Below are 14,761 nucleotides of genomic sequence, written 5' to 3'. Positions count from 1 at the left end.
GCCGATGGGAAGTCTCGCGGCGTTCGGACGGCTGACGGCGGCGGGCTGGTCGCTGGCGCGCAACGACGCCCTGCTGCCGCGCGAGCTTGACGCCCTCTATCCGCCGAGCGTGCGGGCGCTGTCGGGCGCCCTGCGGGTGTTCGCCGGCCGCCAGGCGCGCGAGGGCCGTCCCGGCGAGCGGCTGGCGCGGTCGCTGGAGAAGCTGGGGCCGGTGGCGATCAAGGCGGGGCAGCTGCTCTCGACCCGGGCCGACATCTTCGGCGCCGAGTTCGCCGACGACCTGTCGCGGCTGAAGGACAAGCTGGCGCCGTTCCCGACCGAAATCGCCCGCCGCGAGGTGGAGCTGGCCCTGGGCCGGCCGATCGAGAGCCTGTTCGCCAGCTTCGGCGAGCCGGTGGCGGCCGCCTCGCTGGCCCAGGCGCACGAGGCTGTGCTGCTGGACGGCCGCAAGGTGGCGGTGAAGGTGCTGCGGCCGGGCATCGCCCATCGCGTGGCGCAGGACGCCGAGGTGCTGGCCTTGGCCGCGCGGCTGGTCGAGAAGGTCTCCGAGCCGGCCCGCCGGCTGGAGCCGCGGGCCCTGGCCGCGACGGTGATCCGCGCCACCGAGCTGGAGCTCGACCTGCGGCTGGAAGCGGCCGGCGGCGACGAGCTGGGCGAGGTCATGGCCAAGGACGGCTACATGACTGCGCCGAAGGTCGTCTGGGACGGCGTCGGCAAGAAGGTGCTGACCCAGGAGTGGGCCAAGGGCGCGCCGCTGTCGGATCCGGCGAGCCTGGAGCTCGAAGGCCTCGACCGTCCGGCCCTGGCCGACAAGCTGCTGCGCGCGTTCCTGTCCCAGGCGCTGGACCACGGGGTGTTCCACGCCGATCTGCACGAGGGCAATCTGTTCGTGGCCGCGCCGGCGGAGATCACCGCCGTCGACTTCGGCATCGTCGGGCGGCTGGCGGCGGCCGAGCGGCGCTACCTGGCCGAAATCCTCTGGGGTTTCCTGGAACGCGACTACGAGAAGATCGCCCAGACCCATTTCGAGGCCGGCTACGTGCCGCGCACCCATTCGGTTCATGCCTTCGCCCAGGCCTTGCGGGCGGTGGGCGAGCCGCTGTTCGGACGCACCGCCAGCGACGTCTCGATGGGCCGGGTGCTGACCCAGCTGTTCGAGATCACCGCCCTGTTCGACATGCGCCTGCAGCCGCAGCTGGTGCTGCTGCAGAAGACCATGATGACGGTGGAGGGCGTCGCCCGCCGGCTCGATCCCGACCACGACATCTGGAAGGCGGCCGATCCGGTGGTGCGCCGCTGGATGCTGCGCGAGCTTGGGCCCCAGGCGCAGGTCAAGCGCTTCGTCAGCGAGGGGATCGAGGCGCTGCGCGCGCTGCACCGGCTGATCGAGAACCCGCCGCAGCCGAGCGCGGCGGTGGCGGTGGTCGAGGAGCGGCCCTCCCGCATGGCCTGGTTCGCAATCGGCGCGGCCGTGGCCGGCGCGGCGTTCCTGCTCGGGGTTTGGTTGCTTTAGAGGAACGTGCCCCGCCGCGTCCCTCTCCCCGCTTGAGGGGAGAGGTTAGGTGAGGGGTTTGGCGGCGCGGAGCGGCGCTTTGCTGAGTCAGCGGTCCCCCTCACCCCAACCCTCTCCCCCAAGGGGGCGAGGGAGTCTTTGTGGGAGCACCCCTTTTGGGGGATCGACGGCGCTCCCAATCGGCCGCAGGGGCGTTCATTTGGCGTAAGGAGCGCTCTGCCCTATATTCCGCGGTCTTCCAGACCGTGAGCATCCCTTGGGCGTCACCCTTGATCTTTCGCGTGGACCCGTCGCGTCCGTCGTCAAACCAAACCTTTCGGGCCTGACCCGCAAGGCGCTGGCGCAGGCGTTGATCGACGCCGAGGTCGTGCGGCCGGACAAGGCCAAGATGCGCGCCAGCCAGCTGTGGCGCTGGATCCACCACTACGGTGCGACCGACTTCTCGGCGATGACCGACGTCGCCAAGGACACCCGCGCGGCGCTGGAGCAGGCCTTCACCCTGGCGCGGCCCGAGGTGGTCGAGCGCCAGGTGTCCAAGGACGGCACCCGCAAGTGGCTGATCCGCATGGCCCCGGGGATCGAGGTCGAGACCGTCTACATTCCCGACGTCGGCCGCTCGGGGGCGCTGTGCGTCTCCAGCCAGGTCGGCTGCACGCTGAACTGCACCTTCTGCCACACCGGCACCCAGGCGCTGGTCCGCAACCTGACCGCGGCCGAGATCGTCGCCCAGGTGCAGGTGGCCCGCGACGACCTGTCGGAGTGGCCCTCGCCGAAGGAGGACCGCCGGCTCTCGAACATCGTGTTCATGGGCATGGGCGAGCCGCTCTACAATCTCGACAACGTCGCCGACGCCATCGACATCATCGCCGACGGCGAGGGCATTGCCATTTCGCGCCGCCGGATCACGGTCTCGACCTCGGGCGTCGTGCCGGAATTGAAGGCGCTGGGCGAGCGCACCCAGGCGATGCTGGCGATCTCACTGCACGCCACCTACGATGACCTGCGCGACGTGCTGGTGCCGCTGAACAAGAAGTACGACATCGCCACGCTGATGGAGGGCATCCGCGGCTATCCGGGTCTGTCCAACACCCGCCGCGTGACCTTCGAGTACGTGATGCTCAAGGACGTCAACGACAGCCCGGCCGAGGCCAAGGCCCTGGTCAAGCTGCTCAAGGGCATCCCGGCCAAGATCAACCTGATCCCGTTCAACCCGTGGCCAGGCACCAACTACGGCTGCTCGGACTGGGGCGCGATCGAGAGCTTCGCGGCGATCCTCAACCGGGCCGGCTACGCCTCGCCGATCCGCACGCCGCGGGGCCGCGACATCCTGGCCGCCTGCGGTCAGCTGAAGAGCGAGAGCGAGAAGGTGCGCGCCAGCGTCCGCCGCAAGCAGGCGGCCGAACAGCCTGAGCCTATTGCCTAGCCGGCGGCCCTGCGTGCTAACCATGCGGCCGAGTTTCTAGAGTCCAGCCGACGGGGTCCCATGCCGCAACTGCAATCGCCTGAGATCCAGGCCTTCGCCAACGGCTTTCCGATCGCCCTGATGCATATCGGGGTCACGGTGGCGATCCTGTTCATCGGCGTGGTGGTCTATGTCCTGATGACGCCGCACCGCGAGATCGCGCTGATCCGCGAGGGCAACTCCGCCGCGGCCCTGTCGCTGGGCGGCGTGCTGGTCGGGCTGGCGATCCCGCTGTCGGCCTCGCTGGCCGGCTCGACCTCGGCGCTGGAGATCGGCATGTGGGGCGCGGCCTGCGTGGCGCTGCAGCTGCTCATCTTCCGACTGGTGGACCTGGCGCTGCACGGCTTGCCCCAGCGCATCCAGGAAGGCGAGATCGCCGCCGCGGCGCTGCTGGTCGGCGCCAAGCTGGCCACGGCCATTATCATCGCCGCCGCGATGGCCGGCTGATCCGATCGGCCCGATGCACTTTCCCCGGCTTCCAGACTGGCTGGTCTATCTGGCGGTGGTGCTGGCGCTGCTGATCGCAGCCGTCGGCCGCCAGGAGCGCGCCGACGCGCCACCGCCGCCGCCGCCGGTGGCCGGCGGCGAGGGCCTGCCGCTGGGTCCGGCCTCGCCGTTCGACCCGCAGGTGGTGGTCGACGTGCCGGGCAAGGCCGAGCCGGGCGTCGGCACGGCGTTTTCGGTCTCCGACGCCGGGGTGTGGATCACCGCCCGCCACGTGGTCGACGGCTGCACCCAGACCGCCATCGTCGTGGCCGAGGGCCGTGGGGTGGAGGCCAAGGTTCATATCGATCCGCGCGGCGAGGCCGCGATCCTGACCACCGAAGGCGGCGCGCCGCCGCTGCCGATGGGCCTGGAGCAACAGCTGCGCCGCGGCGACCGGGCCTTCCATCCCGGCTATCCGCAGGGTGAGCCCGGCGAGGCGACCTCGCGGCTGCTCGGCCGTGAGAACCTGGAGGTCCGGGGGCGCGGCGCCCGCACCGAGCCGGTGCTGGTCTGGGCCGAGACCGGCCGCACCGACGGGCTGGAGGGCACGCTGGCTGGGCTGTCAGGCTCGCCGGTGCTGGACCGCGCCGGCCGGGTGATCGGGGTGACGGTGGCCGAGAGCCCGCGCCGCGGGCGGATCTATACGACCTCGCCGGAAACGGTGCTGGCGGCGCTGAGCGCCAGCCATCAGCGGGCCGACAAGTTCGCGGTCGGCGAGCCGATCACCACCGACAACTATGGCCGCGTGGCCGACACCCTGCGGCGCGACCTGCGAGTGGCGCAGGTGATCTGCCTGCGGACGTCGTAGGCGGCGAACGCGGGTGTCATCCCGGATTGCGCAGCAAGACCGGGACCCATGAACGCCGGATGGATCAGGACGTGGCGGGGCGGCGGTCCCTTTTCGGACTCAGACGCGAATGGGTCCCGGTCTTCGCCTGCGGCGAAACCGGGATGACACTTGCTGGGGCTCCGAGGGAGCACCTGAAAAGCTCCCTCGCCCCCTTGGGGGAGAGGGTTGGGGTGAGGGGGCTGCTGACTCAGCTAGAGCGCCGCTGCGCGCCGCAAGACCCCTCACCTAACCTCTCCCCTCAAGCGGGGAGAGGAACAGGCCCTTGCTCTTCCTCCTCAAGAGTCAAAGTCCCCCTCAGTCAGCCTGCGGCCGCCAGCTCCCCCAGAGGGGGAGCATCGAGGGCTTACGCTTCTTTCGGCTGCGGGCTGAGGCGGGCGACCGCGAAGGCCAGGACGATGCCGATCAGGCCGAGGGCGGCGGAGTAGAAGAAGAAGGTCATGTAGCCGGCGCCGAGCGCTTCGGGGGTGACGCCGGACTTCTCCATGGCGTTGGCGAAGGTCTGCGGCGGCAGGCCGGCGAACAGCGGCTTGAAGGCCGCGAAGATCCCGCCGGCGTCGGCGCTGGCGGCGGCGCCCTCGACGATGCGGCCCGACTGCGAGGCGACCAGCTTGCCGAGCAGGGCGTAGAGAGAGGAGAACAGCGCGTACTGGGTGGCGGTGAAGCCCTGGCCGGTCAGGCTGGACATGTAGGCGATCAGGCAGGTGCCGGCGAAGCCCGAGGCGATGTTGTCGACCCCGATGGCGACGCTGAGCGCCCAGAGCTCTGGCCCCTGGGCGGCCAGCCAGGCGAACACCAGGTTGGACAGGGGACCTGCGAAGGCGCCGACCACCATCGAGCGGATCAGACCAAAGCGGGCGATGCAGAAGCCGCCGAGCCCGACGCCGAGCACGCTCATCACCACGCCCAGGACCTTGCGGACCTCGGCGATCTGGAGCTTCGAGTAGCCCATGTCGAGATAGAACGGGTTCATGATGTTGAGCACGAAGTCGCTCAGCCGGTAGACGCAGATCAGCGCCAGGATCAGCCCCGCGGCCTGACCGTAGCGGGCGAAGAAGTTGGCCAGCGGCGCGCCGAGGGCGACGCTGAGATAGCGGCCGGGGCGGGTCTGCAGTCCCGGGGCCGGGCGGGCGGCGAAGAAGATCACCAAGGCTCCGACCACGACGCCGCCGAGCTGGGCGAAGACGCCCCAGGGCTTGGCTTCCCAGAGCGTGGTCACCTGGGCCGCCGCGCCCGTCAGCCCTACCTTTTCGAAGGCGGCGGCGAGGATCGCAGCGTTGCCGGCCAGGCCAGAGCCGAGCACCACGCCGCCGAGCACGAACAGCAGCAGGCGGATCGCCCACTCCGCGCCGTCGCGGGCCGGGGCGGCGGGGATGTCGCCGGTGTCGATGGCGCGGATCTCGTGCTGCGCCTCGCGCGGGGCGCCGAGCACGCCGAGCACCCCGACCAGCATCAGCACCGCCATGATCGCGTAGGAGGTGTTCCAGCCGGCGTATTCCGACAGCGCCAACGGCAGCACGCCGGCGACGATCATCGCGATGCGGTAGCCCCACTGGTAGGCCGCCGCCATCGCCCCTTGCTTCTCGGTGACCGCAGCCTCGATCCGCCAGGCGTCGATGACGATGTCCTGGGTGGCCGAGACGAAGCCGACCAGCACCGCGAATAGCGCCATGAGGCCGAGACTAGAGACCGGGTCGGTGCCGGCGATCGACCACAGGCCGAGCACGATCAGCCCCTGGCAGAGCAGCATCCACGAGCGGCGATGGCCGAGCCACTTGGTGATCACCGGGACCTTGGCGCGGTCGACCAGCGGGGCCCAGAGGAACTTCAGCGAATAGGCCAGGGTCGCCAGACCGAAGAAGGCGATCACTTCCAGCGACAGGCCCGCATCGCGCAGCCAGGCCGAAAGGGTGTCAAAGATCAGCAGGTTGGGCAGGCCCGAGGCGAAGCCCAGGGACAGCATGACCAGCGAGCGGCGCTCGAGATAGACCGCCAGGGCCTGGAGCGTGCCAGGCTTCTTGCCGGCCGCCACGGCGGTCTGCGTCTCGTCGGTCATGAATGGCTTCCCCGGAACGACGCCCGGGCGGCCCCCGGCGTCAGCCGACCTTGGCGTGGTCCGGCTGTTGCGTCCAGTCGGGGGTGGCTGTCCAGCGGCCAAGCGCCGCGCGCAGGGCGTCGGGGGTCAGCGGCTTGACCAGGAAGTCGTCCATGCCGGCGGCGAGGCAGGCGTGGCGGTCCTCCTCGAAGGCGTTGGCGGTCAGGGCGACGACCGGCGTGCGCACGCCCATGCCGCGCACCTTGCGGGTGGCTTCCAGCCCCGACATGCCGGGCATGCGCATGTCCATCAGGATCAGGTCGTAGACCCCGACCTTGAGGGCGGCGAGCGCCTCCTCGCCGCCGCCGGCCTGGTCGACGCGGCAGCCTTCGCGCGACAACAGGGTGCGGGCGAGCAAGGCGTTGATGGGATTGTCCTCGACCAGCAGGATGCGGGCGCCGGGGGCGGCGGCCGGGGCGATGCGGTCGTCCTCCACCGCCCGGGCCGGGTCGTCGTCGCGGCGGGCGGCGAGCACGCGTTCGGCCAGCGAGGCGCGGCGCAGCGGCTTGATCAGGTAGCCGGCGAACCCTGCCGCGCGGTGCTCTTCGATGCGGCCGCGCTCGTCGGGGGTCAGCATGACCAGCAGCGAGCGCTTGGCCGGCGGACGCTCGGGCGCGAGCGCGCGGTCGACCAGCACGACGTCGGCGGGACGGGTGGCGGCCAGCGCCGCCTGCAGGTCGGCGGCGACCAGGGCCTTGCCGCCGGAGGCCTCGATCTGGCGACGGGCGGCCTCGGCGACGATGCGGTTGGCGCTGACGATGGCGACGGTGCGGCGGCCGAGCGGACGTTCAGCGCGGGCCGGCCGGCGGGCGAACGGCGCCTCGAACCAGAACGCGGCGCCGCCGAGCTGGGCGGTCTCGACCCCGACCGCGCCGTCCATGGCGCCGGCCAGCTTGCGGGCGATGGCCAGGCCAAGGCCCGCGCCGCCCAGTTGGATGTCGCGCAGCGGGTCGGCCTGTTCGAAGGCCTCGAAGATGGTCTCGCGCGCCGCCTGGCTGACGCCGGGGCCGGAGTCCTCGACGGTGAAGCGCAGGCCGTCGGGCGTCTCGGCGACGCTCAGCAACACGCCGCCCTGGCTGGTGAACTTGACGGCGTTGCCGGCGAAGTTGAGCAGGATCTGGCGCAGCCGACCCTCGTCGGCATGGACGGCGCCGATCCCGGCCGGCGCGGCCCAGGCGATCTCCAGGCCCTTTTCCTGGGCGCGCGGGGAGAGCAGCTCGCAAACCGAGCGCAGCAGGCTCTCGACCTCGAAGTCGGCGGGGTGCAGTTCGATCTTGTCGGCGCCCAGGCGGGCGAAGTCGAGCACGTCGTTGACCAGGCCGAGCAGGTGCTCGCCGGACTCGCGCAGGGCCGAGACATAGGCGCGCTGCTCGTCGGTGAGGGCGGTGCCCTCGAGCAGGCGGGCCATGCCGAGCACGCCGTTCAGCGGGGTGCGGAACTCGTGGCTGAGCGAGGCGAGCTGCTCGGCGCTGACGCGGGCCTGGCGGGTAAGGTCGTAGGTCATCGACCCAGGGTTTACCGCGCGCGGCTTAACGGGCGGTCAAACTGGAATCAGAGCGACGCCATTTCCTGGGCCAGGGTCACGAGGGCCGCACGAGCCGAAGCCTGCGGGATGGCGGCGAAGGCCTCCAGCAGCTCGACGCCGCCGGTCAGGGCCAGGGCCTGGATGACCTCGTCGGCGGCGTCGGCCAAGCCGCCCTCCTCACCGACCAGCCAGCCCACGGTGGTGTCGAGCGCATTGGCGATGGCGACCAGCATCGAGCCGGAGACGCGATTGGCGCCGCGCTCGTACTTCTGGATCTGCTGGAAGGAGACGCCGACCCGCTCGGACAGCACGCCTTGGCTGATGCCGAGCGACTTGCGGCGAAGGCGCATGCGGGCGCCAATGGCGACGTCTACGGGGTCTGGGCCGATGGCGTCATCGAGGGGCATTTTGTCCTCCCCACTGCTTGGGATATTCTGTCGTGGCGTTAAGCCTGCCGCAGCATAACAAGTAGACGGCCGGTAACGCGAGTCGCTAACGTATTCGTCCTATGCGCGCACCGCCTGAGACCGTCTTGGATCCAGTCGAGCTTCTCACTCCGCGAGAGCGCGATTGCCTGCGTCTGGTCGACCGGCACCTGAGTTCCAAGCAGATCGCCCGCGAATTGGGCATGTCGAAGGCCTCGGTCGACACCTATTGCGATCGTGCGCGCCGCAAGCTGGGGGTCGGCGACCGCTACGCCGCCGCCCGCGCCCTGGCCGATCACGAAATCGCTGTCCCGATCGGATCGGGACACGACGCAATCAGGACAGACGCCGACCCCGTCTCATGGGCTGATGAAGCCCAGCAAGGAGACAGGGCTGATGGGCGACTGGTTGCGAGAACTGGCGGACGCCAGAGGGGCGGTGGTGGACCTGCACCCGACCCGCGAAACGATGAGCCGCCGGGCGGCGGTGGGCCGGGCGATGCGGGCGCGGGACGAGGCGGCCGCGTTCGAGCGCCGTTGGCCGGCGCCGCCGAGCCACGAGGACCTGGCCCCGAGCTTTACCTGGAGCCAGCTCGAGCGGCAGCTCGCGGATTTGGCGGATTCGCCGATGAAGGCGGCCATGGCCCGCGACCTGATCTCTGGCTTGCGGAAAATGTCGCAGTTCAAGCCGCCGGAAATGGTGTTGCGGGAAATCCTCTGCACCAGCTGGGCGCTGTTGGACGAGGGCTTCCAACCGGAGCTGGACCCGGACTATCCGCACGAGGCCTAAGCCCGCTTGCGCGGCTGGGGCTCGTGGGGGTGATCGCGATCATCGCGGCCCTGGCTTTCGGGGCCCTGCTCGCCGGCCTGCACGCGCTCCAGAGCCTGATTTAATCCTAATTCCAAACAGGGCCTTAGCCCTGTTCCCCGAAAACTGAACACGCACAGAAGGCGCCGGCGTCTGGCCGCGCGCCAGGAGACCTCTCATGCTCAAGCAACGTCGTATGATCGCCGATCAAGTCGCGGCGAGTTTGTTCGAAGCTGAAGCCGCCATCGACGCCGCCCTGGCGAAGACGGCCGGTTTGGCGGGTGTGATGCCAAGTCTGCGTACGGACGCGGGTTTGTCGGCCCTGGTCGGCCAAGGCGCCGTGGAACGGGCCAGCGAGGCGATCGCCCTGCTCGCCCAGGCCCGCCGGGCGATCTGTGAGACCCACAAGGAGCTGGACGTCGCCAAGACCCAGATCGGTCTGGGCGCGGTGATGTACGGCGGGGTGGAGAAGCCGCCGGAAGCCTCGGCCCGGACGCGCCACATCATGCAGGTGGCTCCGGCCGCCTGAGACCCAATCCGGGCTTTCCGGAAGTTGCATCCTGCGGCGTAAGCCTCAGTATGGGGGCCCTCAGCCTTGAGGGCCCCTTTTTCGTGCTCAGCTCCCTGCCCGAACAGATCTGGGCCGTCGCCATGCTGGCCGTCTCGACCTACGCCTGGTGGCGCGGCGGCTGGGTCGAGCGCGCGGTCGCGGCGACCAATGTCGTGGCCTGGATCGCCACCATCATCGTGCAGAACCGGACGAACTGGGTCGATCCGCAGTGGGGAATGTTCGCGGTGGACGTGATCTTCCTCGGCGTCCTGCTGGGCCTGGTGGTGCGGTCCGACCGAACCTGGATCCTGCCGGCGGCGGCCTTCCAGTTGCTCGGGGTCGTCACCCACGCTGCGATCATCGCTGACGAAGGCGTGCGGGCCAGGGCCTACATGACCGCCCTGATCCTCTGGAGCTACTTGGTGCTGATCACCCTGGCGGTGGGGGCGCACCTGTACGCCCGGCGCCGAGTCATCGTCCCTGGATCCGAAGGCGTCTAGCGCGCGACCAGTACGCTGACCGGCGACTCGCGGACGATCCGTTCGGCGTTGGAGCCGAGCAGCCGCGAGACGGCGCTGGGTTCGTGGGCGCCGACGATGATCAGGTCGGCCTCGGCGGCCTTGGCCTCGGCCAGCACCTCGCCGGCGACAGGGCCGACCCGCACCCGGATCGTCACCGGCCACTTCGTGCCCGACAGCGTATCGGCCCACTTCAGCAGTTCGGCCTCGTGCAGCGCCTGCTCGTCGGCGTCGAAGGTCTTGGGCAGGTAGGTGTTGTAGCGCGACGAGCGCGGCGTGCGGACATTGAGCAGGGTGATGCGGGCGTCCGACGCCTCGGCGATCTCGCGGGCGCGATTCAGCTCGCGCTCGGTGTTGGTCGGATCCTCGATGTCGACGGTGACCAGGATGTGTGAGTAGCCGGGCATCACCACCTCTCCTTGCAGCGCGACGACGGTCGCAGCCCGGCCGCGGGCCGTCAATGGCGGCTTAGGGGAGCGACTGGGCCTCGGCGCGGTTGCTGCCTTTCGCGACCCTGGCGGCCAGCCTGTCATAGAGCTGGTCGAAGACGAGCGCGCCGGCGACGATGAGCGGGACGGCGATCACCAGGCTCACGGCCGGCGAGCCAAGCCCAACCTTGGTCAACACCGAGTGAAGCGGGCCGTGCAGCAGGTAGATGTAGAGCGAAGCCTGCGAGACCAGCACGGCGACCAGGGCGGCGATACGCGGCAGAGGCAAGGCCGCCACCAGCCCGACCAGGATGATGGCCGTGGCGGTGAGCAGCGGCTCGTTGCCGGGGAAGACGTAACCCGTGGCCAGGGCGTAGGCCACGCCCAGGGCGATGGCGGCCCAGCGTCCTGGCGATCCACGCTGCGTGCTTTCCAGCAAGGCTCCCAGCAGGAACGTGCCGGCGTGAGCGGTGGGGATGAAGGTCCAGATCGACATCGCCTTGACGTCGCTTAGGCCGCCGGGATTCAGAACCGCGGGCAGTGCGAAGCGCAGGGACGCCATCACCAGGAACGCGACGAGGAGCGTCCCCACCGGGTTGGTTGCGAGACGCCGCCGCACGGCCGGCAGCCGCAGCAGCAGGAGCACCGCCAGCATGATCTGCAGGTAGCAGCCGATGAACCAAAGCCAGACGCCAAGCTGCTCTTCCTTGGGCAGGCTGGCGTAGTCGATGAAGTTCGCGGCGTAGCCGATCATCCGCCAGCCGCCGGACATGTCGCCGTCGAGTCTTCGCAACCCCATCACCAAACCGATCGGGAAGCTGATGATGGCGATCTTGATCAGGCCCCGCGCGATCGCGCGGGTCGATCCGGTGTCCCGCGCCCCGCCGAGTTGGAAGCGAGCGAAGGTCACGCCGGCCAACATGAAGAGGACGAAGGTCAGGCCGCCGCCGACCGAGAGCAGCTTGTAGTGAAAGGCCACGATCAGGATGATCGCGGCGGCGCGAAGGATTACGACAGGATCCACCCGAACGCTTCGCAGCAGGCTGCGCGCGCGTTTGGCTTGCGTGTGCTCGGTCGCGGGCAGCAGCGCCGCGAGCTCGGCGACGCTCCGGTCGTACCAGTCGTCAGGCAGCGCCGGGATGATGGCTTCCAGGCGCAGCATCGCCTGCACCGAATTGAGGCTGTCGGCGCCTAGGTCGGCGAACGTTTGCGCCGGGGAGTCGACGGGCCGACCGAGCAGGCCGGCGAAGACGTCGGCGATGCGGCGTTCGCCGGCGTTGAACGTGCGAGCGGCCTTGCGGCTCTTGCCGTCGGAGCCGGACTGGAGGCCTTCGGTCTCGCGCAGGGCGGCGCGATCTATCTTGCCGTTGGGCAGCAGCGGTAGGGCGGCGTGGGTGATGACCCGCGCCGGGACCATGTAGCTCGGAAGGCCGCGCGCCATCCTCTGGCGCAAGGCGGCGCCGATGCGCGCGGCGTCTCGCGGGACGACGTGGGCGACAAGTTGCGCCTCGCCGTCGGGCGCGGGGCTGACGAGGACGCTGGCGTCGGCGACGTCGTCGATTGCGCAGACGTGGCGCGTGACATCGGCGAGCTCGACCCGGTAGCCGCGGATTTTCACCTGGTCGTCGGCGCGGCCGATCAGCATCACCGATTGGTCGGGCAACAGGTAGCCGCGATCGCCGGTCAGATAGCGCTGGCCGACGTCCTCGCCGGCGGCTGGGCAGGCGGCCTCGGTCACCACGTGGTAGGGTGTCTCAACGAGAACTTCCCCCACCTCGTTCGTCTCAAGGCGCTGGTGGTCGGCGTCGACCACGCCCAGGCGCGCGGGGCCCGTCGCCTTTCCGACCGGCAAGACGCGCCTGGGATCATCTTCAGGGCCGCACAGATGATAGGCGACCGCCTGAGGCGTTTCCGTCGAGCCGTAGAAATTGACTTGCTGCAACGAAGGGTTGGCGGCCGCGAACGTCTCGACGACGTCCCGAGTCAGCATGTCGCCGCCCCAGAATATGTAGCGGAGACCTGGCAGCGCCGGCCTGCCGTCCGTGATCGCCGAGAGCAGCCGCCCGAGGGGCGGGGTCGCGTGGATGACGGTGGGCGCTTCGGCCGAGAGCCACGCCCACAGGGCGCGGGCGTCGTTCATCGTCTGCTCGTCCGGGATGAGCAGCGTGCCGCCGTTGCTCAGCGGCAGGAAGAGGTCGCGCATGATCGGGTCGTGCGACAGCCCGGAGAGCATCGAGACGCGGTCGTCGGCATCAATGTCGAAGCTCGATCTTTGCCATTCGACGAACGCAGGAATGGCCGAGTGCCCGACGCCCACGGCCCTGGGGCGTCCGGTGGTGCCAGAGGTGAAGAGGCAATAGGCGATGTCGGAGGGCGCGGCGGTCGGGGGCTGCGGCGCCGGCGGCGACTTTCCGGCCGAGGCTGGAATTTCGGCGCATCGCCATCCGGCCTGGCCAAGACCGTCCAGCGCTCCCTTGTAGCGATCGGGGTCGGCAATGACCCAATCGGCCATGAAGGCCTCGGCCTGTTCAGCTAGGCGGGCGAGCGGATAAGCCGGGTCGAACGCGGCGAAGGTCGCGCCCAGGCGAGACAGCGCCAGCATGGTGACGACGTAGTCGGCGCTCCGCTGCTCGATGAAGGCGACGCGATCGCCCGCCGACAGTCCGAGCTGGGCCAGAGCCGAGGCCCGGCCTTCGACGCGATCGGCAAGCTCGTCATAGGTAATCGACGCGCCGTGGTGTCGGATGGCCGGATGCGCCGGGCGCTGGGCCGCCGTTTGCCTGAACAGGTCGAACAATCGAACGGCCGGAAGAGACGCCGGCAGCTCCTTGGCGGCCGATGGGCGGCGGCTGGCCTCCAAGATATCGCGAACGGAAGCGTCGGGGTTTGCGATCGCCGTGGCCAGGACGTCGCGATGACGTGAGAGGAAGCGGTCGATGCGCTCAGGATCGATCGACCCTTCGTCGAAATAGGCCTCGCCCTCGTAGGTCGGATCCTTGTCGCCGACGCGACGCTGCCAACGAAGGTTGACGCCATAGTCCGACGGACTGGGGAGGAACTGCCGCGGACCAAGCGAGAGCCCCTCGAAGACGGGCGTCGATGCGTCGGGGTAGAGGTTGAGCGCGAAGTCCGCCTTGGCGCCGGTGACCGCTCGGACGCGGTGATAGGGCAGCGCCTCATGTTTCACGGCGGCCCGCACGAGCTCTTGGACCCGCTGGGCGAGATGGCGGAACGTTTCGCCCGGCTCGACCCGGACATTGATCGCCAGGGCGTTGGACAGGGATCCGATCTCGTAGCGCGTGGCCGGGGTGCGACCGCTGCTTTGGATCGAGATCAGGACATCGGTGGAGCCTGTCTGGGCGTGCACCTGAGCGACAAACGCCGCGGCGAGAACGCTGAAGGGCGACGTCGAAGCGGCCGCCTGCTGTAGCGCGCCGGAAAGCTCGGAGCCCAGGTTCAGGGACCTGGCCGCGATCTTGTAGGGCGCGTCCCGATCGCGGTGGAACGTCGGAAAGCTGCTCTCGGCATGGAGCTGACGGCGGAAATAGTCGGCACACGCCTCCTCGCTGACGGCGGCTTGCTCGAACAAGGCCGGGGGAACGGGAGATGATGCGGGCGCGCCATTGTACTGGGCCGCAATCCTCTCGATGAAGATGTCGAGCGAGCGGCCATCGCTGATGGCGTGGTGTTGGGAAAAGACGAGGGCGAACCGACCGTCCGTCGATCGCGCCAGGAAGTAGTGCTGCAGGGCTGCAGGGTCGGAGAAGTCCTGAAGCTTGGACAGGTACGGGGCGGCTGCTTCCGCGATGGATGGCGCATCAAGCTCGTCGACTTCGAGCCGGCGCAATTGCGGCTCCACCTGAGCGCAGACCACGCTGTGATACCCGTGCTCGGGGTCGCGCTCGAAGCCGGTCCTGAGCGCGGGCTCATTTCCGACGGCCGCCGATAGCGCCGCTTGCAGGCGATCGTAGTCCGGGGCCCCGTCGCAAGGATACCAAACCGTGATGAAGAAGCTGTCCGCGGCGCCGGATTCCGCCAGCAGATAGCGTTCCTGGTTTGGTGAAAGCCCTGCCAAATCTACGACTCCGTCTTGGTTGTTCCTGCC

12 protein-coding genes and 1 pseudogene are annotated in these 14,761 nt (G+C 69.6%); 8 read left to right on the top strand and 5 right to left on the bottom strand.

Annotated features, from left to right (window positions below):
- Window positions 1-4: 4 nt before the first annotated feature.
- The 4 genes from ubiB to C0481_RS14225 all read left to right on the top strand — a co-directional run bounded on the left by ubiB (window position 5) and on the right by C0481_RS14225 (window position 4,269).
- A complete protein-coding gene (gene ubiB / locus C0481_RS14240; RefSeq protein WP_293404891.1) occupies window positions 5-1,513 on the top strand; it encodes a 2-polyprenylphenol 6-hydroxylase in 1,509 nt (502 codons plus the stop codon).
- 256 nt (window positions 1,514-1,769) lie between these two features.
- Window positions 1,770-2,936: a 23S rRNA (adenine(2503)-C(2))-methyltransferase RlmN gene (rlmN, locus tag C0481_RS14235; RefSeq protein ID WP_293404890.1), complete on the top strand. Its 1,167-nt coding sequence runs from the start codon at window positions 1,770-1,772 to the stop codon at window positions 2,934-2,936.
- Between the two features lie 60 nt (window positions 2,937-2,996).
- Window positions 2,997-3,422 (top strand): DUF350 domain-containing protein, encoded by a 426-nt coding sequence (locus C0481_RS14230; protein WP_293404889.1) that lies wholly within the window; start codon window positions 2,997-2,999, stop codon window positions 3,420-3,422.
- A 13-nt stretch (window positions 3,423-3,435) separates the two neighbouring features.
- Window positions 3,436-4,269, top strand: coding sequence for a serine protease (locus C0481_RS14225; RefSeq protein ID WP_293404888.1), 834 nt, complete (start codon window positions 3,436-3,438; stop codon window positions 4,267-4,269).
- 385 nt (window positions 4,270-4,654) lie between these two features.
- On the opposite strand, the gene C0481_RS14220 is transcribed toward C0481_RS14225, so the two are convergent.
- The 3 genes from C0481_RS14220 to C0481_RS14210 are packed head-to-tail and all read right to left on the bottom strand — an operon-like array spanning window position 4,655 to window position 8,335.
- A complete protein-coding gene (locus tag C0481_RS14220; protein WP_293404886.1) occupies window positions 4,655-6,364 on the bottom strand; it encodes an MFS transporter in 1,710 nt (569 codons plus the stop codon).
- Window positions 6,365-6,404: 40 nt separating this feature from the next.
- Entirely contained in the window at window positions 6,405-7,907 is a 1,503-nt protein-coding gene (locus C0481_RS14215; protein WP_293404884.1) for a response regulator, read from the bottom strand.
- A gap of 47 nt (window positions 7,908-7,954) precedes the next feature.
- On the bottom strand, window positions 7,955-8,335 hold the full coding sequence (locus C0481_RS14210) for a helix-turn-helix domain-containing protein (RefSeq protein ID WP_293404882.1): 381 nt from the start codon (window positions 8,333-8,335) through the stop codon (window positions 7,955-7,957).
- Between the two features lie 101 nt (window positions 8,336-8,436).
- On the opposite strand from C0481_RS14210, the pseudogene C0481_RS21890 reads away from it, so the two are divergent.
- From C0481_RS21890 to C0481_RS14195, 4 genes and pseudogenes are all read left to right on the top strand, one after another.
- A pseudogene (locus C0481_RS21890) lies at window positions 8,437-8,625 on the top strand (helix-turn-helix transcriptional regulator); the annotation flags it as partial.
- Window positions 8,626-8,749: 124 nt separating this feature from the next.
- Complete coding sequence (locus tag C0481_RS14205; RefSeq protein WP_293404880.1) at window positions 8,750-9,142, top strand: hypothetical protein; 393 nt, start codon at window positions 8,750-8,752, stop codon at window positions 9,140-9,142.
- 196 nt (window positions 9,143-9,338) lie between these two features.
- On the top strand, window positions 9,339-9,689 hold the full coding sequence (locus tag C0481_RS14200; protein ID WP_293404878.1) for a hypothetical protein: 351 nt from the start codon (window positions 9,339-9,341) through the stop codon (window positions 9,687-9,689).
- An 83-nt stretch (window positions 9,690-9,772) separates the two neighbouring features.
- Complete coding sequence (locus tag C0481_RS14195; protein WP_293404876.1) at window positions 9,773-10,210, top strand: hypothetical protein; 438 nt, start codon at window positions 9,773-9,775, stop codon at window positions 10,208-10,210.
- On the opposite strand, the gene C0481_RS14190 is transcribed toward C0481_RS14195, so the two are convergent.
- A complete protein-coding gene (locus C0481_RS14190) occupies window positions 10,207-10,635 on the bottom strand; it encodes a universal stress protein (protein WP_293404874.1) in 429 nt (142 codons plus the stop codon). The two genes, C0481_RS14195 and C0481_RS14190, sit on opposite strands and share 4 nt — an antisense overlap.
- A gap of 61 nt (window positions 10,636-10,696) precedes the next feature.
- Window positions 10,697-14,731, bottom strand: a complete 4,035-nt coding sequence (locus C0481_RS14185; RefSeq protein WP_293404872.1) for an AMP-binding protein — start codon at window positions 14,729-14,731, stop codon at window positions 10,697-10,699.
- Between the last annotated feature and the right edge of the window lie 30 nt (window positions 14,732-14,761).

The organism is Phenylobacterium sp. (assembly GCF_013822795.1).
Classification (GTDB): Bacteria; Pseudomonadota; Alphaproteobacteria; order Caulobacterales; family Caulobacteraceae; genus Phenylobacterium.
The sequence above is the reverse complement of the archived record's forward strand: the minus strand, read 5'-3'. Positions and strand labels throughout refer to the sequence as shown.